This window comes from Acidovorax radicis, assembly GCF_020510705.1.
Classification (GTDB): domain Bacteria; phylum Pseudomonadota; class Gammaproteobacteria; order Burkholderiales; family Burkholderiaceae_C; genus Acidovorax; species Acidovorax radicis_A.
In genome coordinates this window covers 1207534-1233750 of record NZ_CP075184.1, presented here as the reverse complement: position 1 = coordinate 1233750, position 26217 = coordinate 1207534, and the positions used below count along the sequence as shown (strand labels likewise).

Annotated in this window: 24 protein-coding genes and 1 tRNA gene; 5 read left to right on the top strand and 20 right to left on the bottom strand. The window is 65.2% G+C overall.

Features of this window, described 5'->3' with window-relative positions; genetic code table 11:
• The first annotated feature begins 19 nt into the window (after positions 1 to 19).
• Complete coding sequence (locus KI609_RS05550) at positions 20 to 976, top strand: tyrosine-type recombinase/integrase (RefSeq protein WP_226447940.1); 957 nt, start codon at positions 20 to 22, stop codon at positions 974 to 976.
• Positions 977 to 1055: 79 nt separating this feature from the next.
• Here the strand turns inward: KI609_RS05550 and KI609_RS05545 are convergent.
• The 3 genes from KI609_RS05545 to KI609_RS05535 form a co-directional block, all read right to left on the bottom strand.
• A tRNA-Ser gene (locus KI609_RS05545) sits at positions 1056 to 1145 on the bottom strand.
• Between the two features lie 29 nt (positions 1146 to 1174).
• Positions 1175 to 2491, bottom strand: a complete 1317-nt coding sequence (gene serS / locus KI609_RS05540; RefSeq protein WP_226447938.1) for a serine--tRNA ligase — start codon at positions 2489 to 2491, stop codon at positions 1175 to 1177.
• Between the two features lie 34 nt (positions 2492 to 2525).
• Entirely contained in the window at positions 2526 to 3467 is a 942-nt protein-coding gene (locus tag KI609_RS05535) for a threonine/serine dehydratase (RefSeq protein WP_226447936.1), read from the bottom strand.
• A 202-nt stretch (positions 3468 to 3669) separates the two neighbouring features.
• On the opposite strand from KI609_RS05535, the gene KI609_RS05530 reads away from it, so the two are divergent.
• A complete protein-coding gene (locus tag KI609_RS05530; protein ID WP_226447934.1) occupies positions 3670 to 4380 on the top strand; it encodes an HPP family protein in 711 nt (236 codons plus the stop codon).
• Positions 4381 to 4519: 139 nt separating this feature from the next.
• Here KI609_RS05530 and ispH read toward each other — a convergent pair whose 3' ends face one another.
• Complete coding sequence (gene ispH, locus KI609_RS05525; RefSeq protein WP_226447931.1) at positions 4520 to 5515, bottom strand: 4-hydroxy-3-methylbut-2-enyl diphosphate reductase; 996 nt, start codon at positions 5513 to 5515, stop codon at positions 4520 to 4522.
• On the bottom strand, positions 5515 to 5979 hold the full coding sequence (locus KI609_RS05520) for an FKBP-type peptidyl-prolyl cis-trans isomerase (RefSeq protein ID WP_226447929.1): 465 nt from the start codon (positions 5977 to 5979) through the stop codon (positions 5515 to 5517). Before KI609_RS05520 ends, ispH begins: the two co-directional genes overlap by 1 nt.
• An 88-nt stretch (positions 5980 to 6067) precedes the next feature.
• Here KI609_RS05520 and radC point away from each other — a divergent pair, with 88 nt between their 5' ends.
• Both radC and KI609_RS05510 read left to right on the top strand, forming a co-directional pair.
• Positions 6068 to 6781, top strand: a complete 714-nt coding sequence (gene radC / locus KI609_RS05515) for a RadC family protein (RefSeq protein WP_226447927.1) — start codon at positions 6068 to 6070, stop codon at positions 6779 to 6781.
• A 227-nt stretch (positions 6782 to 7008) separates the two neighbouring features.
• Entirely contained in the window at positions 7009 to 7788 is a 780-nt protein-coding gene (locus KI609_RS05510; protein WP_226447925.1) for a Smr/MutS family protein, read from the top strand.
• Positions 7789 to 7920: 132 nt separating this feature from the next.
• On the opposite strand, the gene KI609_RS05505 is transcribed toward KI609_RS05510, so the two are convergent.
• From KI609_RS05505 to KI609_RS05470, 8 genes are all read right to left on the bottom strand, one after another.
• Complete coding sequence (locus tag KI609_RS05505; RefSeq protein WP_226447923.1) at positions 7921 to 9990, bottom strand: bifunctional 2',3'-cyclic-nucleotide 2'-phosphodiesterase/3'-nucleotidase; 2070 nt, start codon at positions 9988 to 9990, stop codon at positions 7921 to 7923.
• A gap of 130 nt (positions 9991 to 10120) precedes the next feature.
• A complete protein-coding gene (locus KI609_RS05500; protein WP_226447921.1) occupies positions 10121 to 10348 on the bottom strand; it encodes a hypothetical protein in 228 nt (75 codons plus the stop codon).
• Positions 10349 to 10361: 13 nt separating this feature from the next.
• Positions 10362 to 10847 carry a RidA family protein gene (locus KI609_RS05495; protein WP_226447919.1) on the bottom strand — a complete coding sequence of 162 codons (486 nt, stop codon included), beginning with the start codon at positions 10845 to 10847 and terminating at the stop codon, positions 10362 to 10364.
• Positions 10848 to 10910: 63 nt separating this feature from the next.
• Positions 10911 to 12002, bottom strand: a complete 1092-nt coding sequence (locus tag KI609_RS05490) for a M48 family metalloprotease (protein WP_226447917.1) — start codon at positions 12000 to 12002, stop codon at positions 10911 to 10913.
• A gap of 128 nt (positions 12003 to 12130) precedes the next feature.
• The gene (locus tag KI609_RS05485) at positions 12131 to 12724 is read right to left on the bottom strand and encodes a LemA family protein (protein WP_226447915.1); all 594 of its coding nucleotides are present in this window, start codon (positions 12722 to 12724) and stop codon (positions 12131 to 12133) included.
• 316 nt (positions 12725 to 13040) lie between these two features.
• Positions 13041 to 13484 (bottom strand): group II truncated hemoglobin, encoded by a 444-nt coding sequence (locus KI609_RS05480; RefSeq protein ID WP_226447913.1) that lies wholly within the window; start codon positions 13482 to 13484, stop codon positions 13041 to 13043.
• A gap of 133 nt (positions 13485 to 13617) precedes the next feature.
• The gene (locus KI609_RS05475; protein WP_226447911.1) at positions 13618 to 16137 is read right to left on the bottom strand and encodes an ABC transporter permease; all 2520 of its coding nucleotides are present in this window, start codon (positions 16135 to 16137) and stop codon (positions 13618 to 13620) included.
• Between the two features lie 78 nt (positions 16138 to 16215).
• Positions 16216 to 17880 (bottom strand): C13 family peptidase, encoded by a 1665-nt coding sequence (locus KI609_RS05470; protein ID WP_226447909.1) that lies wholly within the window; start codon positions 17878 to 17880, stop codon positions 16216 to 16218.
• A 248-nt stretch (positions 17881 to 18128) separates the two neighbouring features.
• Here KI609_RS05470 and KI609_RS05465 point away from each other — a divergent pair, with 248 nt between their 5' ends.
• Positions 18129 to 19199: a DMT family transporter gene (locus KI609_RS05465; protein ID WP_226447907.1), complete on the top strand. Its 1071-nt coding sequence runs from the start codon at positions 18129 to 18131 to the stop codon at positions 19197 to 19199.
• 105 nt (positions 19200 to 19304) lie between these two features.
• Here KI609_RS05465 and KI609_RS05460 read toward each other — a convergent pair whose 3' ends face one another.
• The 7 genes from KI609_RS05460 to KI609_RS05430 all read right to left on the bottom strand — a co-directional run bounded on the left by KI609_RS05460 (position 19305) and on the right by KI609_RS05430 (position 26157).
• Positions 19305 to 20240: a formate dehydrogenase accessory sulfurtransferase FdhD gene (locus KI609_RS05460; protein ID WP_226447905.1), complete on the bottom strand. Its 936-nt coding sequence runs from the start codon at positions 20238 to 20240 to the stop codon at positions 19305 to 19307.
• A gap of 212 nt (positions 20241 to 20452) precedes the next feature.
• Complete coding sequence (locus KI609_RS05455; RefSeq protein WP_226447903.1) at positions 20453 to 20842, bottom strand: hypothetical protein; 390 nt, start codon at positions 20840 to 20842, stop codon at positions 20453 to 20455.
• A gap of 11 nt (positions 20843 to 20853) precedes the next feature.
• A complete protein-coding gene (locus KI609_RS05450; RefSeq protein WP_226447901.1) occupies positions 20854 to 22074 on the bottom strand; it encodes a formate dehydrogenase subunit gamma in 1221 nt (406 codons plus the stop codon).
• A gap of 8 nt (positions 22075 to 22082) precedes the next feature.
• Positions 22083 to 22325 carry a hypothetical protein gene (locus KI609_RS05445; protein WP_226447899.1) on the bottom strand — a complete coding sequence of 81 codons (243 nt, stop codon included), beginning with the start codon at positions 22323 to 22325 and terminating at the stop codon, positions 22083 to 22085.
• Entirely contained in the window at positions 22322 to 22939 is a 618-nt protein-coding gene (gene fdh3B, locus KI609_RS05440) for a formate dehydrogenase FDH3 subunit beta (protein ID WP_226447897.1), read from the bottom strand. The genes KI609_RS05445 and fdh3B overlap by 4 nt, the downstream gene beginning before the upstream one ends.
• Before the next feature lie 24 nt (positions 22940 to 22963).
• The gene (locus KI609_RS05435; protein ID WP_226447896.1) at positions 22964 to 25933 is read right to left on the bottom strand and encodes a formate dehydrogenase subunit alpha; all 2970 of its coding nucleotides are present in this window, start codon (positions 25931 to 25933) and stop codon (positions 22964 to 22966) included.
• Positions 25934 to 25947: 14 nt separating this feature from the next.
• The gene (locus KI609_RS05430; protein WP_226447895.1) at positions 25948 to 26157 is read right to left on the bottom strand and encodes a formate dehydrogenase; all 210 of its coding nucleotides are present in this window, start codon (positions 26155 to 26157) and stop codon (positions 25948 to 25950) included.
• Positions 26158 to 26217: the final 60 nt, after the last annotated feature.

The window sequence follows — 26217 nt, the reverse complement described above, 5'->3', positions numbered from 1 at the left end:
TCATGGAGTACAAATTGTCATGTCGATCTACAAAGACAAAGAGCGCGGGTGCTACGTTTTCGAGTTCTCGCGCCGCATTAATGGCGAGCGAGTCCGGGCTACAAAAGCTCTTCCGCAAACATGGACTAGAGCCCAGGCTGACGCCTACGATCGGAGCGAGTCCGCACGGCTTTATGCAACAGCTACAGGCGTCACGAAGCCGGAGCGCTCAGTCGAAGACGCTGTCGCTTGTTACCTGACAGAGCGCGCGCCGAAGCTGAAACAAGGGGCCAACGTCGAGCGCGAGTTGGCCCTTATCTATTGGGTGTACCAGGGGCGCAAGCTCTCGGAGCTGCCAGAGGTATGCAAAGAATACGCGCAAAAGGCCGTCACAACCAAGGGCGAGCCATTGGCGCCCGCCTCGATACGAAACCGTATCCGGTACTTGACGGCGGCTTGCCGGTACGCATGGAAACAGGGGTATTGCGAACATGACCCCGGCGCGCGGGTAGTTGTGCCCGAGGTGAAGAACGAGCGCCAGCACTACGCCGACCGGGCCACCATGTTGACGATTGCGCGGGCCTGCACCAATCGCAAAGCCCGCATGGCCATCAGAATCGCGTTTTACTCAGGCATGCGCCTGTCTGAGATCCTGCGGGCAAGGCCTGTCGGTGGGGTTTGGATGCTGGACGATACGAAGAACGGGCAGCCCCGCCATGTCCCGATACACCCGAGGGTTGCCGTGTGCGCGCGGCGGTTTGTGCCTGGCCCGAAAATTACCATTCAATGGGCGTGGAGCAAGGCGCGGGACGCCACCGGCAACAAGCACTTGCACTTCCACGATCTGCGACACAGCACCGCGTCGGCCATGCTGCAAGCCGGGGTCGAGCTTTACACCATTGGCAAGGTGTTGGGTCACAAGGACAGCCGCAGCACCCAGCGCTACAGCCACTTGAGCACAGACGCTCTCACCAGCGCCGTGCGCAAGATTGGGTAAGTTGTCCAAATAATTACCAGACGCCAAAAAGCAAAAAGGCTTTACGCTATTGTTTAGATAGCAGCAAAGCCTTATGCATTGGCGGAGAGGGTGGGATTCGAACCCACGGTGATATTGCTACCACGCCTGATTTCGAGTCAGGTACATTCGACCACTCTGCCACCTCTCCGCTCGAAGCCTCAGATTATAGCCAGGTTTTCAGGGCGCCAAAACAGCCAGGCCGCCCATGTAGGGGCGCAGCACTTCGGGCACCGTCACGCTGCCGTCGGCCTGCTGGTAGTTTTCCAGCACCGCCACCAGCGTGCGGCCCACGGCCAGGCCTGATCCGTTGAGGGTGTGCACGAGTTCGTTCTTGCCCTGGGCGTTCTTGAAGCGGGCCTGCAGGCGGCGCGCCTGGAAGGCTTCGCAGTTGCTCACCGAGCTGATCTCGCGGTAGGTGTTCTGCGCGGGCAGCCACACTTCGAGGTCATAGGTCTTGGCGGCGCCAAAGCCCATGTCGCCGGTGCACAGGCTCATCACGCGGTAAGGCAGGCCCAGCTTTTGCAGCACGGCCTCTGCGTGGCGGGTCATTTCTTCCAGCGCTTCGTAGCTTTGGTCGGGGTGCACGATCTGCACCATTTCAACCTTGTCGAACTGGTGCTGGCGGATCATGCCGCGCGTGTCACGCCCGTAGCTGCCCGCTTCGGAGCGGAAACACGGCGTGTGCGCCGTGAGCTTGATGGGCAGCTCGGCCTCGGCCACAACCACGTCGCGCACGAAATTGGTCAGCGGCACTTCGCTGGTGGGAATGAGATAGAGCGCCGCGTTGTCGGGCACAGGCTCGCCGTCCTGGCCGCCCTTTTTGGCGGCAAACAGGTCACCCTCGAACTTGGGCAACTGGCCGGTACCCTTGAGCGAATCGGCGTTCACAGCGTAGGGCACATAGCACTCGGTGTAGCCATGCTCTTGCGTCTGCACGTCCAGCATAAACTGGGCGAGGGCGCGGTGCAGGCGGGCGATGGAGCCCTTCATCACCGTGAAGCGTGAACCCGAGAGCTTGACGCCCATGTCGAAATCGAGGCCCAGCGGGGTGCCCACATCGACATGGTCCTTCACTTCAAAATCAAACTTGGCAGGAGTGCCCCAGCGGCGCACTTCCACGTTGCCAGCTTCGTCGCTGCCCACGGGCACGGATTCGTGCGGCAGATTGGGCACGGCCACCAGCATCGCCAGCAGCTCGGCCTGGATCTGTTCGAGCCGGGCGGCGGATTGCTCCAGCTCGGCCTTGCCCGCAGCTACCTGGGTCTTGACGGCTTCGGCACCGTCCTTGTCGCCACGGCTCATCAGCATGCCGACCTGTTTGGACAGCTGGTTGCGCTGGGCCTGCAGCTCTTCGGTTCGGGTCTGCAGCGTCTTGCGCTCGGACTCCAGGGCCTGGAACGCGGAGACGTCCAGGAAGGCCTGGGGCTTTTTGCGGGTTTCCAGCCGCGCGATGGCGGTGTCGAGGTCTTTGCGGAGGAGAAGAATGTCAAGCATGGCGTGGATTTTAAAGGGGGTGGTCGGTCTCGGCTCAGGCGAGGCTTGCAGGGTCGAAGTTGGCGCCGCAGAGAATGAGGGCCACGGTCTCCTGCGGCTGGGGCTTGTAGGCGCCCGTTTGCAATGCCGCCAACCCCAGCGCGGCAGCGGGTTCCACGGCCAGTTTCAGTTCTTTCCACAGCCACAACTGCGCGGCGCGGATGGCGTCGTCGGGCAACAGCAGCGCATCGTGCACATGGCGCTGGCTGACCTCCCAGCCAATGGCGCCGATGCGGCGGGCGCCCAAAGAATCGGCAGCAATACCACCCACCTCCACATCCACCGGCTGGCCTGCGGCACGCGCCGCGTTCAGGGTGGGCGCGCGTTCGGGCTCCAGTGCCACCACATGGGCGCGGCTTTCCACCCAGGCAGCCACGCCGCCGATGAGGCCGCCACCGCCCACGCTGACCAGCACGCTGTCGGGCAGGCGGCCGCCCTGCTCTTCCAGCTCCAGCGCCAGGGTGCCCGCGCCCGCCACCACTTCAGGCTGGTCATAGGCGTGGGCTTGCAGAGCGCCCGTGGCTTTCTGGCGGGCCACACAGGCTTCAAACGCCTCGGAATAGGCGGCGCCCGTCACCACCACTTCGGCGCCCAGGGCACGCAGGCGGGCACGTTTGGCCTCGGGCGAGACTTCGGGCACAAACACCTCGCAGCGCACACCCAGCGCCTTGGCCGCCGCCGCCACGGCGATGCCGGCATTGCCGCCCGAGGCGATGATGACCCCGCTCTCGGGCACGGGGTTGGCCAACAGGCGGTACAACATGCCGCGCGCCTTGAAGCTGCCGCCCACCTGCAGGTGCTCCAGCTTGAGCCAGACCTCGCCACAGTCCACGCCCAGGGACTTGCCAGACACGCGCATCAGCGGCGTGGTGCGCAAAAAATCGGGCTGGGTGGCGAGTTGGCGGCGGGCGGCGGCAATGGCGGCGCGGTCGATCATGCGGGGGCTCCGTGGGACAAAGGGTGGCAGTGTAGGGGCAGGCTGCCGCACGTGCTGGCGAAAGGATCGCGATGTCGAGTCGATCGCAACACACCGATACACCGCACCGCGCAAGCGTGCCGGGCATCTGCCGATAACATGGTCAGCGCAGCCGCCAGTGCAAACACCTTTTTTTGCAGGCCTGCCAGCAGGAGGTGCGAGCATGTTCTTCGTTTTTGGCCCGTCGGGGCAGATGTACCGGGGGGGGCCGGAGAATCTGGCGCAGATTTCTCCGGTACGCCGCGTGCAGCGGCCCCAGGCACTGCGCACGCGCACGCTGGACACGCCCGTGGAGGTGTTCCACCCTCCTGCCGCCACCGCTGCAAACACACACCCCATCTCCGTGCCCTCTCCGGTCAACCTGCGCTCGCAGGACGCCGTGAGCGCCTATGCACAAACCGGCCAGGGGCCCCAGCAGGCACGCCAGCCGCTCACCCTGGTGAGCGACGTGATGACCACCAGCGCGCTGAGCGTGCCACCCGAGGAGCGGGTCAACGACGCCTGGCAGACCCTGGCCGAACACCAGGTTGCCCAGGCCCCCGTTGTGGATGCGCTGGGCCGCGTGATCGGGCTGCTGCTGCGGGCCGACATGGCGCCGCTGGATCTGTTGCCCGAGCCGGGCGCCGTCAAAGCCGCCATCGAGCTGGCGCGCCGCCCCGTGTCCGAGGTGATGGTGAGCCCCGTGCCCACTGTTACCGCCGACACCGAATTGCGCCGTGTGGCCGCCGTGCTGCTCGATACCGGCCTGCCCGGCCTGGCGGTGACCGATGAAGCGGGGGTGCTGGCAGGCTTTATCTCGCGCTCCGACATCTTGCGCGCGGTGGCGGCCGACCCACCGCTGGATCTGTGGAGCGGTCCGGCAGTGTCGCTGTAGAGGCCGGTCAGTGCAGGCCGTGGCGACAACAATATGAGTCAAATGAGGCTCTAGCGCTTACCCAACAAGCGCTAGCAGCTATCAATAAAGAAGCAATTGAATCTCGACAGGTGCCGAAGAGACGGCGGCCCCTCGCGGCTCAATGCCCCCCAGGCCCTGTCTCTGGCGCGCGCTCGGTGATGCTCAAGCCCGTGGCCGCATCGATCTTGAGCCCCTTGGGCAGGGGGAACTTCACGGTTTCCTCGATGCCCGCCATGGTGCGCACCGAGACGGCGCCCAGCGCCTTGATGCGGTCGATGACCTGCTGCACCAGCACTTCCGGGGCCGAGGCCCCTGCGGTCAGGCCCACGCGGGCTGTGCCGTCAAACCATTCGCCGCGCAGCTCTTCAGCGCTGTCCACCATGTAAGCGGTGGTGCCGAGCTTGGCAGCCAACTCGCGCAGGCGGTTGCTGTTGGAGCTGGTGGGGCTGCCCACCACGATGACCACATCCACCTGCGGGCTCAGCACCTTGACGGCGTCCTGGCGGTTCTGGGTGGCGTAGCAGATGTCTTGTTGCTTGGGCTCGCGGGCCTTCGGGAAACGCGCCCGCACCGCGGCCGATATTTCTGCCGCATCGTCCACGCTGAGGGTGGTCTGCGTCACCACCGCCAGCTTGTCGGTTTGTGCGGGCTGCACGCGGGCCACGTCGGCCACGTCTTCCACCAAGTGAATGCCATGGTCGAGCTGGCCCATGGTGCCTTCGACCTCGGGGTGGCCCTTGTGGCCGATCATGATGAACTCGTAGCCCTCTTTGGCGAGCTTGGCCACTTCGACGTGCACCTTGGTCACCAGCGGGCAGGTGGCGTCAAAAATGCTGAAGCCGCGTGCCACGGCCTCTTGCTGCACGGCCTTGCTCACGCCATGGGCGCTGAAGACCAGCGTGGCGCCGGGCGGCACATCGGCCAGCTCTTCGATGAAGATCGCGCCCTTGGCCTTGAGGTCGTTCACCACGTAGGTGTTGTGCACGATCTCATGGCGCACGTAGATCGGCGCGCCAAACTTCTGGATGGCACGCTCGACGATCTCGATGGCGCGGTCCACGCCCGCACAAAAGCCGCGCGGCTCGGCCAGCAGGATCTCCTGAGGGGACTGCATCACAGCACCCCGATCAGCTCGACCTCGAACGTCACCGGCTGGCCGGCCAGGGGGTGGTTAAAGTCAAACCGCACCGCGCCATCCTCACGCACCTGCAGCACCACACCCGCATAGCTGCCTTGCCCGTCGGGCGTGGGGAACTGCACCACATCGCCCACGCTGTATTTTTCGTCGGGGTCACCCAGTTCGTTGAGCAGCTTCTTCGCCACCCACTGCTGCATGTCGGCATTGCGCTCGCCAAAGGCCTCGCCCGCAGGCAGCTCGAACGTGGTGCGCGTGCCCTCGGTCAGGCCCAGCAGGTGTTGCTCCATGGCGGGCGACAACTGGCCGCTGCCCATGGACAAGGTGGCGGGTTTGTCGACAAATGTGTTGATCACATCCCCCGCCGGGCCCGCCAGGCGGTAATGCAGCGTGAGAAAGGAGCCCGGCTGAACGGTGGGAAGGGGGGTGGCAGTAGTGGTCATGAAAGTCCCGATAAACTGCCCCGATTGTAGAAAACCGGGCAAAGCCCTACGCCTGCCGCAGCCTGACCTGCGACAAAAGCCCTGCACCATGGCCCTCAAAGACCTGCCCACCGACGCCCAGCCGCGCGAAAAGCTGCTGGCGCGCGGCCCCGCCGCGCTGGCCGATGCCGAGCTGCTGGCCATCCTGCTGCGCACCGGCATCGTGGGCAAAGGCGTGCTGCAGATGGCGCAAGAGCTGCTCGACCCGCCCGGGATTGACCCCGCCACAGGCGGCATCACCGGCGGGTTTGGTGGCATTGCGGGCCTGCTGCACACCAGCGCGGCCGACCTGGAACGCATCAAGGGCCTGGGCCCTGCCAAGCGCGCCGAGCTGGTGGCCGTGCTCGAACTGGCCCGGCGCGCGCTGGCCCAGCAGCTGCGCGAGCGCGAGGTGTTCGACTCCCCCGACGCCGTGAAGCACTACCTGCAGCTGCACCTGGCGGCCAAGGGCCACGAGGTGTTTGCCGTATTGTTTCTCGACAGCCAGAACCGCCTGCTGGCCATGGAAGAGCTGTTTCGCGGCACGCTCACGCAAACCAGCGTGTACCCCCGCGAGGTGGTGCTGCGCGCGCTGCACCACCAGGCCGCCGCCGTGGTGCTGGCCCACAACCACCCCAGCGGCAGCGTGGCCCCGAGCCGCGCCGATGAAGCCCTGACCCAAACCCTCAAGACCACACTGGCCCTGGTGGATGTGCGCGTGCTCGACCACGTGATCGTGGCGCCGGGCCAGGCGCTGTCGATGGCGGAAAAGGGCCTGGTGTGAGCCCGCCGGCACCCACCGCCCTGCATGCTGCGCTGGCCCGCGCAGCACTGAAAGGCAGCAGCGCGCCCAAAGCGGCAACCCCAGGCGCGGCAGAGCCGCTGGCCCAGGGTCTTTCAGCAAGCCTGCCGCCGTGCGCGCCGCCGTCAGCCACTTCAACGGCCACCCCGCACCCGGAAGCTCCGCCTCCACCGTCACCCGCGCCTTCGAGAGCGGCCCACCGTGCAGCGATGGCCAGCAAGAAGGCCGCGGCAAAGGCCGCCATGCGCCCAGTGCAGCCAGAGCACCCGCACCGCCCTGCGGGGACCAGGCCAGCCGCCGCCCGCCGCCGCGCCCCACCCGCCCCGCGCCGGGCGGGTGAACGCATTACGCAACTGCAGGATCTGGCCACCATGGCCCGCCGCCTGCGCGAAGAGCAGGAACGCCGCGAGGCCGAAGAGAAAGCCCGCCGCGAAGCCGCCGCGCGGGCCGAGGCCGAGCGCCACCTCTTCAGCCACAGCGTGGGCCCCGTCACACCGCTGCGCAACCCCAACCTGGCGCGGCTGCGCCGCAGCCTGCCACCGCCGCTGCCCGTGCAGCACTGGCTGGACGAAGAGCGCGTGTTGCTCGAATCGATCAGCGACGACTTCGACGTGAGCACCCTGCTCGACACCGACGACCAGCTCAGCTTTCGCCGCCCCGGCATTGGCGTGGAAGTAACGCGCCGCCTGCGCGCGGGCCACTGGAGCATCCAGCGCCAGCTCGATCTGCACGGCCTGCGTGTGGATGAAGCGCGCGAGGCGCTGGGTGATTTCATCCGCCACGCCCACAAGACGGGCCTGCGCTGCGTGCGCGTAGTGCATGGCAAGGGGCTGGGCTCGCCCGGCAAGAGCCCCGTGCTCAAGGGCCGCGTGCAGCGCTGGCTGGTGCAAAAGAACGAGGTGCTGGCCTTTGTGCAGGCCCGCCCGATGGACGGCGGCGCGGGCGCGCTGGTGGTGCTACTGCAACCCGTGTTGCACCGAAATATATAAAAAAATAGCCGCAAGCGCTTGATACACAAGCGCAAGCAGCTATAAAAACCGCAGCAAATAGATTCAAGCGTATGGCGTGGCGGCACTGCCAAGGCATGCGCCGCCACACGCTCTGCGGCGCGGTGCCGGTGCTTACTTGGACAGGTCCACCCCGTATTTCGACGTGCCCTTGCCCGATCCATCATCGGCCGCCAGCAGCGACACATTCGCCAGACCGGCCGCCTGCGCCACGCTGAGCGCATTGGCGCCCGAGCTGAACACCACCGGGCCTGCCACGGTGGCCTTGGCAAAACGCCAGCTCTTGGCAGCGCCGTTCGCAGCGCGCGTCACGGCGGGGTTCTTGCGGATGTAGTCGATCACCACATCGCGGTTGGCGTCGGGCGAGGCCCAGATGGTGCCCGAGCCGTCGAGCTTGTCGATGAAGCTCTTGCCGCTGGTGGCGCGGTAGTTGTTGGTGGCAATCACAAACTCCTGCGCCACGTCGATGGGCTTGCCCAGGTAGGTGAGGTTCTTGATGCGGCTGCCCACGGGCTGGGTCACGTCGATCTCGTACTGCACATCGGCCGTGGTGAACATGTCGAAGTTGTAGCCGGGGAAGGTGCTGATGAGCTGCTGCTCGGTGGTCTTGGCCGGGTCGATCTGGTTGAAGCGCTTAGCAGCAGCTTCGAGCCAGTTCTTGATGTCCGCGCCGTTCACCTTCACCGCATACACGGTGTTGGGGTACAGGTACAGGTCGGCCGCGTTGTTGATGGCCAGCGGGCCCACGGCCACGTCGGTGTAATCCGCCCCGCCCTGGAAGCCGCTCTTGAACGGCGCGCTCACCGACAGCACGGGCAGCGCAGCGTATTGCGGCAGGCTGGCCTTGATGTAGGCGGCCACATACGCCTGCTGGGCCTGGTTCACGATCTGGATCGCACCGGGGTCACCCACGTCGGCAAACAGCGTGCTCATGCGGAAGTCGGTCTGGCCAACGGGCGTCTTCACGTACTTGATGGCGGCCTGGTGCTGTGTCTCGATCAGCGGGGCAATGGCGGGGTCGGCGTCCACGGTCACCGTGGCGCCCGCGGCGTTCTTGCTCTGGATGTTGCGCAGCTCGCTCTTGCTGGCTGCCTTGTTGATCACCCACTTGCTGCCATCCCACTGCAGTGCCAGTTGCACCACGCCCAGCGCCTTGCCCCACGAGCTGGCCATCACGGCGGGCACGCCGTTGATGGTGCCTGCCTTGTTGTCCACGCCTGCCATCGAGAAGGCCGGCGGTTTGGCCGCCGTGTCGGGGAACACGCTGTGCTGGTGGCCCATCACCATCGCGTCGATGCCGGGCACCTTCGAGAGGTACAGGCCGGGGTTTTCCATGGTGGCCGTGTAGGCGGCGCTGTCGAGCCCGCCGTGCAACAGTGCCACCACCACGTCGGCACCCTTGGCGCGCAGCTCGGGCACGTACTTATTGGCGGCCTCGACGGCGCCTTCGGTGTAGACCTTGCCTTCGAGGTAGCGCTTGTCCCAGTTCATGATGCCGGGGGTGGTAAAGCCGATCACACCCACCTTGATGGGCAGCTTCACTTCCTTGCCATCGGTGCCCTTGGCGACCAGCGTGCGCTCCAGCAGCGTGTAGGGCTGCACCAGCGGCTTCTTGGTCTTGCTGCTGTACACGTTGGCCAGCACGGCGGGGTAACCTGCGCCCGCGCATTTCTTGGTGGCATCGACACCGTCCACGTCGAGCCCGCCGCCCAGCACCTGGTTCAAAAAGGGCAGGCCGTAGTTGAACTCGTGGTTGCCCAGCGTGCCCGCATCAAAACCCAGCGCGCCCATGGCCTTGTACATCGACAGCTGCTGCGTGCAGGGGATGGGGCTGATGGTGGCCTCGTAGTCGGCCAGCGCCGTGCCCTGGATGGTGTCGCCGTTGTCCACCAGCAGCGTGTTGGCGAATTCCTTGCGTGCGGCGCGCACCAACGTGGCGGTGCGCTCGAAGCCGTAGCTCTTGTCTTCAGCGAGCTTGAAGTAGTCGTAGCTGCGCACGTTGAAGTGCAGATCGGTCGTCTCGAGCACAGCCAGGGTGGCTGTGGCGCCCGCGTTGGTGCTGGTGTTGTCGTTGCCGCCGCCACAGGCAGCCAGCGACGCGGCAAGCGCCACCACGCCCAATGTGGCCACGCGGCGCGAAACGCGGGAGGGAGAAATCAGAAGGCCAAGAGTGCGTTCAGGCATGAACAGTCCCAAGTTGAAACAAGGGACCGAGTGTCTGGGCTGGTTTTGACAGCGGTGTGACGTGGGTATGACGTGGCAGCGGGGACACACCACTTGCTCCGGGAGGTGCGTTCCCTGCACCCCGCGAGGCTCAGGCGATGCGATGCACGTCGCCGTTGTGCGGCGAAGCGCTTTCGTGGAACAGGTCTTCGAGAAACTGCGCCAGCTCAGGCTCTTCCACAAAGTCGGGGATCACAAAACCCGAAGGCGTGCGCTTACCATCGGCACCCACGCGGTAGGCCTGCCACAGCGCACCTTCGCGCCGCACCTCGACGATGCGGCCGTAAACATGGAAACGCAGGTGCGTGGGCGCATCCATACACGGGGCTCCTTCAGTTCGGCGCGTGCGGGCCCACGGTGGCAATCAGGTCCACCTCCACCGTGGCGTTCTTGGGCAACTGCAGCACGCCCACCGAGGTGCGGGTGTGGGCCCCCGCCGGGCCCAGCACGGCAAACAGCAGGTCGGACGCGCCATCGGCCACCTCGCTTTGCTGTGTGAAGGTGGGCGCCGACTGCACATACACGGTGATGCGCAAAATGGACTGCACGGCGTCGAGCGAGCCCAGCGCACGCTGCAGCAGCGCCAGCGAGCGCATCACGCACACCTTGGCCGCTGTCTGCGCCTGGGCCAGCGTGGCGCCCGCCCCTGCAGCGCCCGTGACCACCACGGTGTCGCCCACGCGCGGGATCTGCCCGCTCAGGTAGATGTGGTGGCCATCGCGCACCAGAGGCACGTAGTTGCCGCCGATCTTGATCTCACCATCAAAGCGGTAGCCCAAGGCATGGGCTTGTTCCTGAAAACGCTCATCGCGGGACATGAAAGAAGGTCTCCTGAAAGGACAAAACAGCGGGCCGGCAGCCGCAGCGGCGGCACCCAGGCGTTACATGAAACGCGCGAACGGATCTACCAACGAGGCGATCGACACCGCCCCGGGTGCCACACCCTCATCACGCCGCGCAGACTCGGGCGCGGCCGCTACCGGCACGGCGGGCAACGGCTGCATGCGCCGGCCATACACACGCTGCACGCGGTCTTCGAGCGTGGGGTGGGTGTCCAGCCAGCGCTCCATGCGGCTGCCGCCGCCTACATCCACCAGCAGCATGTGCTGCACGGCCGGATGGGCCAGGCCGGTGTGGGTGGGGTTCTCGGCATAGCCCGCCGGGGTGTCGCGGCGCTGGGCCATGACCTTGCGCAGCACGCCGCCCAGGCCGTCCTTGCTACGGGTCCATTGCACGGCACGCGCGTCGGCCAGGTATTCGCGCTGGCGCGACACGGCGGCCTTGAGCATGCGGCCCGTGAGCCAGCCCGCAAAACCCGCCAGCATGATGGCCGACCCGAACCACCAGGCCAGGCCACGCCGCTCGCGCATCGTGTCGCCAAAGTTGTAGACCAGCTCCAGCCCGAACACCATGCCCGCCAGCCGCATCTTCAGGCGCGTGTCACCCTCGTGCAGGTGGCTCAGTTCGTGGGCGACCATTCCCTGCATTTCTTCGCGGTTGAGGTAATCCAGCGCGCCTTGCGTGACAGCCACCACCGCATCCGTTTCGTCCCAGCCTGCGGCAAACGCGTTGATGGCGTCGGCACGGGGCATGACCATGATCTCGGGGCGTGGCATGTGCGCGGCGATGCACAGCTCGTCCACGATGTTGGACAAGCGCTGCTCAGCATGCGACAGCGAAGGCCGCAGCTCACGCGCGCCCACCCGCTTGGCCAGCCGCACGCCGCCAGCGCGCAGGTTGGAGGTCTCCACCCACCAGCCGCCCAGCACCAGCAGCAATGACACCCCCACATTGGCCACCAGAAACCCGCGCGGAAACGGCAGGTGCACCGGCAGCACCGCCGCCATCAGCAGCCAGGCCAGGGCCAGGGCGCTGTGCACGGCCACCACCAAAATCACCACGGCCACGGCAAACCCCAGCAGCAGGCGGCGGGTCTCCGTGCGGGCGTCGTGCTGTTGGTCCCAGAACTTCATATTCGGCGTTGCGATGGTGGCGGTGAGAGCGGGCTGCGGGGGCGCGGCTGCGCGGGCGCTTTCCGGGGGTGCTTTGCTGGCGCGGCGGCGGTTACCGGTGCAGTGGTCAGGGCCGGGTCAGCACCGGGTCAGAACGCCACCCGGGGTGCGGCGCGTTCTTCGTCGGTGCGCGTGGACTCGAGCATCGGCGCCGGAGCGAAACCCAGCAGCCGCGCCACAACGAGGTCGGGGAACTGTGTGGCGGCATCGTTGAACTCCAGCGCCTGGTCGTTGTAGGCCTGGCGGGCAAAACCCAGCCGGTTTTCAGTGCTGGTGAGCTCTTCGGAGAGCGATTGCATTGTGGCGTCGGCCTTGAGTTCGGGGTAGCTTTCTGCCACCACCATCAGGCGCCCCAGGCTACCGCCCAGCACGCCCTCGGCGGCCGCCAGCGCACCCATGGCGCTGGCGTTGCCAGGCGCTACCCGCGCGGCGGCGGCAGCGCCCTGCGCCTGGCCCCGTGCCTGGATGACGGCCTCCAGCGTGGCGGCTTCGTGCTTCAGATAGCCGCGCGCCACCTCCACCAGGTTGGGAATCAAATCGTATCGGCGCTTGAGCTGCACGTCGATCTGGCCAAAAGCGTTGGCGATGCGGTTGCGCAGCTGCACCAGCCGGTTGTAGACCGTGACGGCCCACACCAGCAAAGCGGCCACCACCGCCAAAACGATCCATCCGGTTGCTGACATACCCCACCTCCTGATTTATTGGTGGGGGCATCTTAGAGCCTGTTTGAATACACCCAACACAAGCCCTGGTGCTTGGCCAACGGATGGCACGACCCCGGTCTGCACAGGCGCAACAACGCCCTCGCTGCCGACCCACACAACCACCATCGCCAGAAACAACCATCGCGTCATGCCAGTGGCCCCAGGGTCGCGTGCAGCACGGGCAAGCAGCGCACAGCAAACAACAAAAGCCATGCGGGCAGAGATATGAGCAAAAATCGGCTCTAGCGCTTTAGGTACAAGCGCTAACAGCTATTGAATGCATAGCAAACAAGGGTCACACGCCCTTGTTCCGCATCCAGTCTGCCGTGCCCATGAAGCTTTCTTTCAACCGTGCGCGCAGGTCTTGCGGCACACCAGTCTCTCCCATGGCCTGGTCCATGCAGGCCACCCACTGGTCGCGCTCCTTGATGCCGATGGCAAACGGCATGTGGCGCGCGCGCAGGCGCGGGTGGCCAAACTGGTCGGTGTAGTACGACGGGCCACCGAGCCAGCCGCACAAGAACATGAACAGTCTTTGCCGGGCCTGTCCCAGATCGCTGCCGTGGGCCGCGCGCAACTCGGCGTAGCCAGGCTCCAGGTCCATCAGGTCATAAAAGCGCTCGGTCAGCGCACGCACGCGGCTTTCGCCGCCGATCCACTCAAAGGGGGTGGCTGCAGCCACTGGTTCGCTCTCGCTGTCGCTGCTGCTATTGCCAGATGCAGGGGTATCAGAATTCATATAAAAACAGGCTGTAGCGCTTATTCATAAAGCGCTAGCAGCTATCAAAATCATATTAGCAAGGCCGGCATCAGCGCTGCATCGATGCTGCACCGGTTACCTGCGAAAACCGGGTGGGTGAGGACGCCCGCACTCACTCTGCCGAACGCCGCAGCGTATCAACCACCGAGCGCAGCAGCACCTCGCGCAGCCCCCACCAGCCCGCCGCCAGGGCCAGCACCGCGCCTGCCACGGCACCGGCCAGCGGCACCCAGGGCGATGCCGTCCAGGCGAAGTCGAACACATACCGCGCCAGAGCCCAGCCCACGCCTACCGCCACCGCGCTGGCCAAAAACCCGGCCAGCAGGCCCACGCCCACCAGCTCGGCCCGCTGCACCTGGCGCAGCAGGCTGGCGCGGGCACCCACGGCGCGCATGATGGCGTACTCGCGGGCGCGCTCTTCGCGTGTGGCGGTGACCGCCGCAAACAGCACCACCAGCCCGGCGGCCAGCGTGAAAGCAAACAGAAACTCCACGGCCCGAATCACCTGATCGAGCACCCGCTGCACCTGGGCGATGGTGGCCCCCATGTCCACATTGGTGATGTTGGGGAATTGCCGCACCAGCGCGTTGTCGAACCCATGCACGTCAGGGGCGCGGTAGGCTGCGAGGAAAGTGACCGGTACATCCTTGACGTTGGCCACCGGGTACATCACAAAAAAGTTGGCGTGCATGGAGCCCCAGTCCACCTTGCGCAGGCTGGTGATGCGCGACTCGTTTTGCACGCCGCCCATGTCGAACTGCAGGCGGTCGCCCAGTTGCAGGCCCAGCGTGGTGGCGATGCCTTCTTCGACGCTGATGGCGCCTTCTTCGCCTGCGGTCCACAGGCCGGCCACGATCTGGTTGTGGGGTGGTGCCTCGACCGCGTTGGAAAGATTGAACTCCCGGTCTACCAGGCGCTTGGCGCGGTCGTCGGTGTAATTGTCTGGGCCCACCGGCTTGCCGTTCACGGCCACCAGGCGACCGCGAATCATGGGGTACCAGTCGTATTTGGCCACGCCGCCGCTCTGGAGCGCCTGCTGAAAGGCCTCGGACTGGTCGGGCATCACGTTGATGACAAACCGATTGGGCGCATCGGGCGGCGTGGCCTTGCGCCAGCTGTCCACCAGGTCGGTGCGCAGCAGCACCAGCAACACCAGGGCCAGCAGCCCCACCGCCAGGCTGCTGACCTGTACCACGGCATAGGCCGGCCGCGCAGATATCTGCCGCGTGGCCAGCACCAGCCAGCGCGGGGCGGTGCTTTCGTTCACACTTTTGCGCAGCAGCTTGACCGCCACCCACGACAGCCCCGCAAACAGCGCCACAGCCCCGGCAAAACCGCCCACGGCGATCAGGCCCAGCTTGATGTCGCTGCTCACGGTGAGCAACAGCGCCGCAAAGCCCGCAATGCCAACGCCCAGCACTGCCAGTGAAGCGGGTTTGAGCCCCCCCACGTCACGCCGGATCACCCGCAGCGGCGGCACCTGGGCCAGCTGCAACACCGGCGGCAGGCCAAACGCCAACAGCAGCGTGAGACCCATGCCCAGGCCAAACACCACCGGCCACAGGCTGGGCGGCGGCAGGGCCGACTCCACCAGGCCGGCCAGCAGCAGCACAAAGGCGTAATGCACCACATAGCCCAGCGCCACCCCGAGCGCGCTGGCAAACAGGCCAATCAGCGCGAACTCGGTGGTGTAGGCGCCCGCAATGGTGCGCTGGCTTTGCCCTAGCACGCGCAGCATGGCCGAAGCGTCGAGGTGCTCGGCGGCAAAGCCGCGTGCAGCCAGCGCCACGGCCACGGCCGACAGCAACGCAGCCAGCAGCGCCACCAGGCTCAGGAATTTCTGCGCGCGGTCCAGCGTCTGGCGCATCTCGGGGCGGCCGCTTTCGAGCGACTCCACACGCACGCCGTGCACCTCTGGCTTCTTGGCCTCGGCCACGGCCCACTCGTTGAACGCCTTGACCGCAGGCGCCGCACCCACCACCGCAAAGCGGTAGGTCAGGCGGCTGGCAGGTTGCACCAGGCCCGTGGCAGGCAAATCGCGTTCATTGACCATCACACGCGGCGCAAAACTCATGAAGCCCGCACCCCGGTCGGACTCGATGACGATGATGCGTGCAATGCGCAGTTGCGCATCCCCCAGCAGCAATGTGTCGCCCATCGCGAGGTCCAGCGATTCGAGCAAAGGCGCATCCACCCAGACGTCGCCGGGCGCTGGAATGTCGCGTGTGGGCTGCTCCAGCGCTCCGGGGGCATCGGCTACCGTGAGGGTGCCGCGCAACGGGTAGCCCGGCTGCACGCTTTTGAGCGCCACCAGCTTGCTGGCCCCGCCCTGCGCATCGCTGGCGCGGCCCATGGTGGGGAACCCCATCGTGGTCACCGATCGCAGGCCCAGTGCCTGGGCGCGCTCGACGAAAGCGGCCGGTGTCGGGTTGTCGCTGGCCACCACGGCATCGCCGCCCAGCAGTTGCAACGCATCGCGCTGCAGCCCACCTTGCAGCCGGTCGGCAAAAAACCCCACCGATGTGAGCGCGGCCACTGCCAGCGTGACGGCCACGATGAGCAAGCGCAATTCGCCCGCACGCAGGTCCCGGGCCAGGGTGCGCCAGCCAAGGCGCAGAAAAGACAGATTCATGGCGTGGACCTTAGCGCAAAGCAAGCGGGCAAGCGGCCCGTGGGGTGTTTGGGGCAGCGTTAGAACGTGTTCACGATCTTAGGAGCCCTCGGCGGCCACCGCCACCTGGGCCTTGGTCTGCGTGGGCGCAGCGGGGGATGCGTCCAGGCGCTGCTCAAGCGCACGCAGCACGGGGGCAATCTGCGCCCCCACCCGGATTTGGGGGTTCGAGAACCCATCGGCCTTGCCCGCCTCGACCTCGCGCTGCGCGATCAGCGGCACCGCCTTGGCAAACGCGTCGGCAAACGAATGGGTGGTGCGCAACTGCTCATCAAAAACAGCCCGGCCGAAAAAGGTGAGTGCTGAACGCGAGCCACAGCCGTAAGAAGTGTGCGTGGCATCGGCAGCCGTCATGACCAGCGTGTGGTCGGTGCTCAACGGCGCGATCCAGCCGCCCGAGTAGCAGGCCGACACGGCAATCACGCGGTTGCGGATACCGGCGGCATCAAGCGCGGCGCGCAGCATTTCGGGCGTGGCGGGCGGCACCTCCAGCGGCCAGTTGGCTGCGGCCAGCTCGTGGTTGCGCGCGCCGTGTGACGTCATGTAGATCACCAGCACGTCGTGTTCACGGTCCATGCGCGTGCCCAGCGCGGCAATGGCACGTTGCAGGTTTTGCGGGGTGGCCCAGGCGTGCGTGACAGCCGTGTCGGCATGGTTGAGCAGATGGATCACGCGGCCACGGGCGTCAAAACGCTCCTGCAGCAGCGTGCTGACCATCGCGCTTTCGCGGCGGAACACGTCTTCATCGGCGTAGGGGGCAAACACCAGCCCATACACATCCACCACGCCGGGACGCTCTGGCAGCAGGGCATCCACCTGCTGGTGCCACAGGGCCTGCTGGCCTTCAAACACCGCCTGCGACAGCGCCAGGTGCGCAGGCTCTTCCTCTTGCGACGGCTCCTGGCCCTCCTCCAGCGCATCGGACGACTGTGCGGCCGCATCGGCCACGGGCTGCCCACTCGCCACCCAAGGCTGATCGGGAAACTGCCATGCCCCCACGCCGATGACACCCACCAACGCCACCGCAAACACCGCCGTGCGCCAACGCGATTGAATAAACCGCGCACTCATCACCACCAGCGCGGCCAGCACCCACAGCGTGAGCCCGCCATATGCCACCCAGAACACAATCCCCGCCACCGCCCCATCCCACAGCGCGGGCCGGTGCACCTGTGCCGCTGCCAACCCATAAAGCACCAGCACAGGCGCCAGCGGCGCCCAGATCGACAACACATACCAGGCCGCCAAGCCACCGTACACAGGTGCGCTGCCAGGCAAAGCGCTCGCCGATACAGGCGGCACGCCCCCCGCTGGGGCACGCGCCATGGCCCACCACGCCATCCACAGCAACGCCAGACTGCCCCACATCGGCGCCAGCCAGCCACGCAGATTAAAGTCGGCCGGCCCCACCACCTCCAGCCGCGCCGCGCCCACCAAAAGTGCACTGCCAATCACCAGCAGCCATAACAACTGCCATGGCGTGGGGGAGGCCGCTGCGGTGCGAGGCCTCAGGAAAAATGCGGCCCGCAACCCTTCTCGCATCCAGCCCAGCAGCGACAGCCGAGCCGGTGCTGCCACGGGTGGGGGCGCCAACGCGGTGGCTCGCTCTTCTCGCAGGGGGATTTCGATCTTCGCAAGCTCGGGGCCCCACTGGCTTGGCAGGGTGTCGGCCCAGGTGCTGCTACTGGCGTTCAGATCTTTCATGCGCGCATCATGCCATCGCGTGGCGGGCTGGCGGCTGCCAAGGTGCGGGCACAAGCAATGGGGCGTGAGGGAACGTTTGGCGGTGCCGGAGGGGTGTTTTGTTGGTTACTTGCGGCTGCCCCGCGGCTCCGCCCTTTCAGCGCCTGCGGGCTCTATACGGCTGTTGCCAGCATCTGGCTGGTTTTCGACAATCCCCACCAACCCCACAAGATGCCTCACGGCGTTTGCGGCTGTGCTTTACTTTCACCATGTCGATTCGTTTTGCCACCCCCGCCCTCACTGCCGCCCTGCTGTTTGGCGCCAGTACACCACTGGCCAAGCTGTTGGTCGGCAATGTCACACCTTTGCTCCTGGCCGGGCTGCTCTACCTGGGCAGCGGCATCGGGCTGGGCCTGTTGCTTGCATTGCGCCAGTGGAGGCGCAAGGAAGGCCCGCGCACTTCCGCTGCCCTGCATATTCCCCGGGCCGAACTGCCCTGGCTGCTGGGGGCCATCGTCTTTGGTGGCGTGCTCGGCCCAGCGCTGCTGATGCTCGGGCTGACCCAGACCAGTGGCGCTTCGGCGTCGCTGCTGCTGAACGTGGAAGGCGTGTTGACTGCGGTCATCGCCTGGGGGGTATTCAAAGAGAATGCGGACCGGCAGATCGTGCTGGGCATGGTAGCCATCGTTCTTGGGGGCATCCTGCTGTCCTGGGAACCAGGTGGTGCGACCTTCTCGCCTGGCGCATTGCTCATTGTGGGGGCATGCCTGTGCTGGGCCGTGGACAACAACCTGACCCGCAAAGTCTCGACGAACGATGCCATGTTGATCGCCGGACTCAAGGGCTTGCTGGCCGGCGTCAGCAACACCGCCCTTGCGCTGATGGGTGGCGCGGCACTGCCGTCAATGGCGACGCTGGGCGCCAGCCTGGTGGTGGGATTCTTTGGATATGGGCTGAGCTTGACGCTTTTCGTCGTGGCCCTGCGGACGCTGGGCACGGCCAGGACAGGGGCCTATTTCTCGGTGGCGCCGTTGTTCGGGGTTGCCATTTCATTGCTGCTGTGGCCCGATCTCCCCGGCCCACTCTTCTGGATGGCTGCGGCTCTGATGGCCGCTGGTGTCTGGCTGCACGTTCGCGAGCGGCATGGGCACGAACACACCCATGAGCCGCTGGAACACAGTCACCGGCATGCGCATGACGAGCATCACCAGCACACGCATGCGTTTGACTGGGACGCCAAGGAGTCACACACGCATGCCCACCGGCACGAGGCGTTGACGCACTCGCATCTGCACTACCCGGACATTCATCACCGGCATCCGCATGTGCATCCCGATTGAGACGCACTGCTCGTCAGTTCGGGCAGTCAGGCCGTCGCACGGTGATTTTCTGGCACCGGCTCAGGAGAAAAATCTGCAGCCGCTTGGTGCCCCCACACACGCCGCTCAGCCTTCGCCAGACGGCCTTGCCGGTGGCACGACCGGTGGCTGCGCCAACTCGGGCTGCAGCACCAGCCGGTGCGCGCCGCTGTAGCACATGAACCGGCGATTGGTGGCGCGGCCGATGGCGCACAGGCCCAGCTGCTGGGCGACCGCATGGCCCATTTGTGTCATGCCGCTGCGCGACACCACGATGGGCACACCCATCTGCGCCGATTTGATGACCATTTCGCTGGTGAGCCGGCCCGTGGTGTAGAACACCTTGTCTGTGCCAGACATGGGTGAAGAACCATGCTCCACAGCGCTTGCGGCCCTACTGGCTTCGGGGTTCATCCACATCCAACCTGCAATGGTGTCAATGGCGTTGTGGCGGCCTACGTCCTCGACAAACGTCAACAGCTCCTCACCCCGAAACAAGGCACAACCGTGCACGGACCCGGAAGACTTGTACGTGGTCTCCTTGAGCCGGATGGCGTTGACGATGCCGTACAGCTGTGCCTGCGTCAGGCACGCTTCGGGCAGGACGATGCGGTCCACATCGTCCATGAGGCCACCAAACACGCTGCCCTGGCCGCAGCCTGTGGTCACCACTTTGCTGGCCGTGCGCTCTTCAATGCGGGCAATGCCGTGGCGGGTGCGTACGGCGGCGGCGTTGACGTCCCAATCAACGGTGATGGACTCGATATCAAACACAGAATCCACCAGCCGCTGGTTGCGCAGGTAGCCCAGCACCAGCAACTCGGGCTGCGCGCCCAACGTCATCAGCGTGACGAGTTCGCGCTTGTCCACATAGATGGTGAGCGGACGCTCTGCGGGAATTTGCACCTGCTCGCGCTCGCCCTGTTCGTTGACGACGTCCACACGGTGGGTGAGAGGCGCCTGGGCCTGCGTCAGGCGCGGCAAGGCGGGCACAGCATCAGCGGCGGGCGAGAGAAAGGTCATGGGCCAAATATACGCACACTTTGTGGTGCGTTACAGGGGGTGATGTTGCTGGGGCTTCTTCAAGGGATGGCAACAAGCATCGGCGGGCCATCCACGACCGCCCCCAAGCTGCATTGCCGCATCGCCAAGCCATGCAAAAAAAAGAAGCCGCGCCCTTTGGAGTGGGCGCGGCTTTCAGCCAGGGGCGGTGCCGATACGGCGACGGATCGCTGTCAGAACTTGGGTGCCGAAGCGGCAGCAGCGCCGGGCACCAGCGTGCTGGGCGGGCTGCTGGCCGTGCCGGGTGGCGAGTGCGCGCCAGCAGCCTCAGCGGGCTTGGCAGCGGGCGGGGTGTAAGCGAAGGGACCTGGGTCGGTGCAGGCTGCGCCTGTTGCCGCAGCGGGCTTGGCCGACGGCGTGGTCTTGCGATAGTGGGCTGCCACCCGGTCTTGCGACTGGCACAGTTTGTAGTTGTCTACCTTGCCACCCCAGGCCGCCTTGGCGGCAGCCTCTGCAGCCTTGGCAGCGGCTTCCGGCGAAGGGGCTGGCAGCTTGGCCGAAGCCAGCGTGCACACACCGGCTGTGCACAACACCAACAAAGAAGAACGGAAAATTTGCGTCATGGTGCGAAACCTCATACCTGCGCGGGCTGGCCCGCTGATGGTGTGGCAGCAGCATCGGCCGCCGGTTGCTGGGCGCTGCGCTGGCGCGCAATCTTGCCCGCCTGGACATCGTCGTACCAGAGCTCGTGGTGCTCCTTGGCCCATGCCTCGCTCACGTAGCCCGTCTTCATGGCCTTGTAGGCACCACGCATGCCCACGGTGCCCATGTAGATGTGGCCACAGATCAGCGCCATCATCCAGATGGCCAGGGTGGCGTGGATCATGTGGGCGATCTGCATGTCGCCACGCACATCACCAAAGCCGGGGATGAGCTTGTCAAGCACCAGGCCCGTGGCCACCACAAAGATGCCAGGGATGGTGATGCCCCACCAGAAGAGGCCCTTCTCGCCAGCATTGAAGCGGTGCGAGGGAACCTGGTGGTCACCGCCCAACATGCCACCGCCCTTGGAGAGCCAGACAAAGTCGGCCCGGTTGGCGATGTTGTCCTTGACGAAGGTGAGGATGATCACGAGCAGCGACACGGCAAACAGCGGGCCCATGAAGTTGTGCACGTTCTTGAGCGCGTAGGTCAGCCACCCAAACAGGGTGCTCCCCATCACCGGCAACAGGAAGAACTTGCCAAACGCCATGACGATGCCCGAGGTGGCCAGCGCAATGAACGCAAAAGCATTGGCCCAGTGCGCAGCGCGCTCGAACGGCGTGAAGCGTTCGATGCGGCGGGCGGCCGCCCCCTCAGGATAGTCATGCCCCAGCGGACCTTTGACGAAGTAGAAAATACCCAGCGCCAGCAAGACGATGGCGAACAAGGCCGCACCGTAGGGAATGACCCACTGGTTGCGCACCTGGCGCCACGCCTCGCCCGCGTTGGTAAAACGCGAGCCGGGGTATGCCACAAAAGGCTGGATCAGGTTGCCTGCTTCGGGGGCCTGGGTCTTGGGCAGACTGCTGTAGCCCGTCACGCCCTGGCCCACCTGGCGCCACATGGGCGCGTTGTTGCCTGGCTGCACCTTCATGCGCTCGCCATTGGTCTGCTCGGCGTACTTGGGGTCTGCGCTGGCGTCGGGTTTGATCTGGAAGATGTTCTGGCTCTGGAAGCCGCCCGCTGCAGGGGCAGCGGCGGTGGCAGCCGGTGCAGATGCGGCGGCATCTGGCGTTGCCGGAGCCTGCTGGGCACCCGCAGGGCCCCAGCCCAGGCCTGCCGCCAAAGCCAGGGTCCACATGATGTGTTTCATGGTGGGCCTCACTTTGCCTGGGTGCGGGTGTATTCGTTCTGGCCGTATTGCTGACGCGCCTTCAGCTGCGATTCCCACTCGGTTTTGTCCCCGACTTTCCAGCCTGGCCGCGTGAAATTGCTGCCCGTTCCGGCATAAGGGGGGGCGTCGCTGCGGATGCCAGCACCGGTTTGCGGTTTTTCACCACAGGCGGTCAGCGCGGCCAGTGCCACTGCGGCGGCAAGAGTCGTTTGAACAAGACGCTTCATCATGACTTGCCTCCTGCAGGCTGGCCTGCCTGTTGCGAACCATAGGCCGTGCCCCAGCCCCACACTTCGGCACCCTTGCCGCGCTGCACAACGCGGTTGCGGAAGATATCTGCCACCACGTCACCATCGCCAGCCAGCAGGGCCTTGGTGGAGCACATTTCGGCGCAGGCAGGCAGCTTGCCTTCGGCCAGCCGGTTGCGACCGTATTTTTCAAACTCTGCCTGGCTGCCGTTGGCCTCGGGGCCGCCGGCGCAAAAGGTGCATTTGTCCATCTTGCCGCGCACGCCGAAGGTGCCTTGCGAAGGGAACTGTGGCGCACCAAATGGGCAGGCATAGCTGCAGTAGCCGCAGCCGATGCAGACGTCCTTGTCATGCAGCACCACACCCTCTTCGGTGCGGTAGAAGCAGTTGACGGGGCAGACAGCCATGCAGGGCGCATCGCTGCAGTGCATGCACGCCACCGAGATGGACTTTTCGCCCGGCACACCGTCGTTGAGCGTGACCACGCGGCGGCGGTTCACGCCCCAGGGCACCTCGTGCTCGTTCTTGCAGGCGGTCACACAGCCGTTGCATTCGATGCAGCGCTCTGCGTCACAGATGAATTTCATTCGTGCCATGTCGTGTCTCCGTACGCTGCGCTATCAGGCGCGTTCCACGTTGCAGATCGTGGTCTTGGTTTCTTGCATCATGGTCACGCTGTCGTAGCCATAGGTCGTGGCCGTGTTCACGGCCTCACCGCGCACCACAGGCGCCGCACCCTTGGGGTAATACGCCAGCATGTCCGCACCTTGCCAGTGGCCCGAGAAGTGGAACGGCATCCACACCGTATCGGGTGCCACACGCGGGGTAACCAGCGCCTGCACGTTGATGCGCGCGCCCGTCGGCGAACTCAGCCATACCCGTTCGCCGTTGCGAATGCCCCGGTCCGCAGCGGTCTTGGGGTTGATTTCGACGAATGCTTCTTGCTGCAATTCGGCCAGCCAGGGGTTGGAGCGCGTTTCTTCACCGCCACCTTCGTATTCGACCAGGCGACCCGAGCTCAGGATCAGCGGGAACTTCTCGTACACCTTGTCGGCGACGTTCTTCTCCTGCAGGCTCTTGTAGAGCGTGGGCAGACGCCAGAAAGCCTTCTTGTCGTCGTGCGTGGGGTACTTGGCCACGAGGTCGGGTCGCGTGCCATAGATGGGCTCGCGGTGCTGAGGAATCGCATCGGGGAAATTCCAGACCACGGCACGGGCCTTGGCATTGCCAAAGGGGTGGCAACCATGCTTCATGGTCACACGAATGATGGCGCCTGTCGGGTCGGTCTTCCAGTTCTTGCCTTCGGCCTTGGCCTTCTCGGCATCACTGAGATCGTCCCACCAGCCGAGCTTCTTGAGCAGCACATGGTCGAACTCCGGATAGCCCGTGGTGATCTCGCTGCCCAGCGAGTGCGATCCATCCTCGGCCAGCAGGTTGACGCCGTCCTTCTCCACGCCGAAGTTGGCCCGGAAGTTGCCACCGCCGTCCATCACATGCTTGGAGGTGTCGTACAGGTTGGCCGAGCCTGGGTGCTTGATTTCAGGTGTGCCATAGCAGGGCCAAGGCAGGCCAAAATAGTCACCGGTAAAGTCGTAGCCTGTTTCCTTGTCCTTGCCGCCCTTGGCCTTGAGCGTCTTTACATCGAACACATGCATGTTCTTCATGTGTGCCTTCAGGCGTTCGGGGCTCTGGCCGGTGTAGCCAATGGTCCACACGCTGCGGTTGATTTCGCGCAGGATGTCCTCGGGCACGGGCTCGTCCATGCCCTTGACCTTCTGCATCTTGTAGTTCTTGGACAGCTCGGTGGCAAAGCCCAGTTTTTCGGCGAACTGGTGCATGATCATGTGATCGGAGCGGCTCTCCCACAGGGGTTCGATCACCTTCTCGCGCCACTGCAGTGAGCGGTTCGAGGCCGTGCACGAGCCACTGGTTTCAAACTGCGTGGCCGCCGGCAGCAGATAGACCGCGCGGTTGGGGTTCAGGTCTTCGGCCTTGCCCGGCATGGCGGCCATGGCAGCGGTGGCCGATGGGTAAGGGTCCACCACCACCAGCAGGTCGAGCTTGTCCATGGCGCGCTTCATCTCCAGGCCACGCGTCTGCGAGTTGGGCGCATGGCCCCAGAAGAACACACCGCGCAGGTTGGAGTCCTGGTCGATCAGCTCGTTGTTCTCCAGCACACCGTCGATCCAGCGCGACACGGTGATGCCGTTCTTGGTCATCATCGCGGGCGATGCGTACTGCTTCTTGATCCACTCGAAGTCCACACCCCACACATTGGCAAAGTGCTTCCACGAGCCTTCGGCCAGGCCGTAGTAGCCGGGCAGCGAATCGGGGTTGGGGCCCACGTCGGTAGCGCCCTGCACGTTGTCGTGGCCACGGAAGATGTTGGTGCCACCACCGCTCTTGCCCACATTGCCCAGCGCCAGTTGCAGGATGCACGAGGCGCGCACCATGGCGTTACCGATGGAGTGCTGCGTCTGCCCCATGCACCACACGATGGTGCCGGGGTTGTTGTCGTGCAGCATCTTGGCGACCTTGAACATCTGGTCTTCCTTGACGCCGCAGGCCTCTTCCACCTTGTCAGGTGTCCACTTGGCCAGCACTTCGTCACGCACCTTGTCCATGCCATAGACACGGTCGTTGATGTACTTCTTGTCTTCCCAGCCGTTCTTGAAGATGTGATAGAGCAGACCGAACAGGAAAGGAATGTCAGTGCCTGAGCGAATGCGCACATACTCGTCGGCCTTGGCGGCCGTGCGGGTGAAGCGCGGGTCCACCACGATCATCTTGCAGCCGGTTTCCTTGGCATGCAGCATGTGCAGCATGGACACCGGGTGGGCCTCAGCTGCGTTGGAGCCGATGTACAGAGCGACCTTGCTGTTTTGCATGTCGTTGTACGAATTGGTCATGGCGCCGTAGCCCCATGTATTGGCCACGCCCGCCACGGTGGTCGAATGGCAGATACGCGCCTGGTGGTCGCAGTTGTTGGTGCCCCAGAAGCTCACGAACTTGCGCAGCAGGTAAGACTGCTCGTTGTTGTGCTTGGACGAACCCACAAAGTACACGCTGTCAGGGCCGCTGGCCTTGCGCAGCTCCTGCATCTTGGCCGTGATTTCGTTCAGGGCCGTGTCCCAGCTGATGCGCTCGTACTTGCCGTTGACCAGCTTCATGGGGTAGCGCAGGCGGTACTCGCCGTGGCCGTGCTCGCGCAGCGCCGCGCCCTTGGCGCAGTGGGCCCCAAGGTTGATGGGCGAGTCGAACACGGGCTCCTGACGCACCCACACGCCGTTCTCTACCACGGCATCTACCGCACAACCGACGGAACAGTGGGTGCACACGGTACGGCGTACTTCGATCTTGCTGTCGCCAAGGCCCACCTTGGCGCCTTCGGCAGCGTTGGACTTCTTGACCAGCACGAGCTGCGATGCCGCAATACCCACACCCACCCCCAGGCCGGAGCGGCGCAGGAACGAGCGGCGGTCCATCGTAGGCAGCGCCTGCGACAAGCCACGGCGCAAGCTGTGTACAAAAGGAGACGCTGAGGACGATGCGTCTTGCGCAGCGTGGGAGGACTTCTTGGTAAGCAACATGGTGCGCCCCGCTGTCAGAGTTGGGTGGTTTTGTAGTACTGCTTCACGTGGGCAGACAGGTGGTAGCCCCCGCCATTTTCTGGCGCCACGCGCGCAGGCTCAGACACCGTGGCATCGGAGGGAATCACCTGGGGGAGAGCCACAACGGCGGCTGCGGCAGCCCCTACAGTGGCGGCGCCGGAAAAGAAACTCCGGCGGGAAGAATTGGGCTGGCGGTTCTGCATGCTTGTCTCCAGAATGGCTGGCAGCTATGAAACGGAATTCATACGAGTCTATGTCAGTGT

Bases quoted from the DNA above. Each gene is read 5' to 3' on its own strand.
- KI609_RS05495 (WP_226447919.1), bottom strand. From the start codon at position 10,847: ATGTCCCGCGATGAGCGTTTTCAGGAACAAGCCCATGCCTTGGGCTAC.
- KI609_RS05480 (WP_226447913.1), bottom strand. From the start codon at position 13,484: ATGAATTCTGATACCCCTGCATCTGGCAATAGCAGCAGCGACAGCGAG.
- radC (WP_226447927.1), top strand. From the start codon at position 6,068: ATGGCCCTCAAAGACCTGCCCACCGACGCCCAGCCGCGCGAAAAGCTG.
- KI609_RS05470 (WP_226447909.1), bottom strand. From the start codon at position 17,880: ATGAAAGATCTGAACGCCAGTAGCAGCACCTGGGCCGACACCCTGCCA.
- serS (WP_226447938.1), bottom strand. From the start codon at position 2,491: ATGCTTGACATTCTTCTCCTCCGCAAAGACCTCGACACCGCCATCGCG.
- KI609_RS05475 (WP_226447911.1), bottom strand. From the start codon at position 16,137: ATGAATCTGTCTTTTCTGCGCCTTGGCTGGCGCACCCTGGCCCGGGAC.
- KI609_RS05435 (WP_226447896.1), bottom strand. From the start codon at position 25,933: ATGTTGCTTACCAAGAAGTCCTCCCACGCTGCGCAAGACGCATCGTCC.
- KI609_RS05530 (WP_226447934.1), top strand. From the start codon at position 3,670: ATGTTCTTCGTTTTTGGCCCGTCGGGGCAGATGTACCGGGGGGGGCCG.
- KI609_RS05445 (WP_226447899.1), bottom strand. From the start codon at position 22,325: ATGATGAAGCGTCTTGTTCAAACGACTCTTGCCGCCGCAGTGGCACTG.
- KI609_RS05430 (WP_226447895.1), bottom strand. From the start codon at position 26,157: ATGCAGAACCGCCAGCCCAATTCTTCCCGCCGGAGTTTCTTTTCCGGC.
- KI609_RS05490 (WP_226447917.1), bottom strand. From the start codon at position 12,002: ATGAAGTTCTGGGACCAACAGCACGACGCCCGCACGGAGACCCGCCGC.
- KI609_RS05465 (WP_226447907.1), top strand. From the start codon at position 18,129: ATGTCGATTCGTTTTGCCACCCCCGCCCTCACTGCCGCCCTGCTGTTT.
- KI609_RS05450 (WP_226447901.1), bottom strand. From the start codon at position 22,074: ATGAAACACATCATGTGGACCCTGGCTTTGGCGGCAGGCCTGGGCTGG.
- KI609_RS05460 (WP_226447905.1), bottom strand. From the start codon at position 20,240: ATGACCTTTCTCTCGCCCGCCGCTGATGCTGTGCCCGCCTTGCCGCGC.
- KI609_RS05535 (WP_226447936.1), bottom strand. From the start codon at position 3,467: ATGATCGACCGCGCCGCCATTGCCGCCGCCCGCCGCCAACTCGCCACC.
- fdh3B (WP_226447897.1), bottom strand. From the start codon at position 22,939: ATGGCACGAATGAAATTCATCTGTGACGCAGAGCGCTGCATCGAATGC.
- KI609_RS05550 (WP_226447940.1), top strand. From the start codon at position 20: ATGTCGATCTACAAAGACAAAGAGCGCGGGTGCTACGTTTTCGAGTTC.
- ispH (WP_226447931.1), bottom strand. From the start codon at position 5,515: ATGCAGTCCCCTCAGGAGATCCTGCTGGCCGAGCCGCGCGGCTTTTGT.
- KI609_RS05505 (WP_226447923.1), bottom strand. From the start codon at position 9,990: ATGCCTGAACGCACTCTTGGCCTTCTGATTTCTCCCTCCCGCGTTTCG.
- KI609_RS05520 (WP_226447929.1), bottom strand. From the start codon at position 5,979: ATGACCACTACTGCCACCCCCCTTCCCACCGTTCAGCCGGGCTCCTTT.
- KI609_RS05455 (WP_226447903.1), bottom strand. From the start codon at position 20,842: ATGACGCAAATTTTCCGTTCTTCTTTGTTGGTGTTGTGCACAGCCGGT.
- KI609_RS05510 (WP_226447925.1), top strand. From the start codon at position 7,009: ATGGCCAGCAAGAAGGCCGCGGCAAAGGCCGCCATGCGCCCAGTGCAG.
- KI609_RS05500 (WP_226447921.1), bottom strand. From the start codon at position 10,348: ATGGATGCGCCCACGCACCTGCGTTTCCATGTTTACGGCCGCATCGTC.
- KI609_RS05485 (WP_226447915.1), bottom strand. From the start codon at position 12,724: ATGTCAGCAACCGGATGGATCGTTTTGGCGGTGGTGGCCGCTTTGCTG.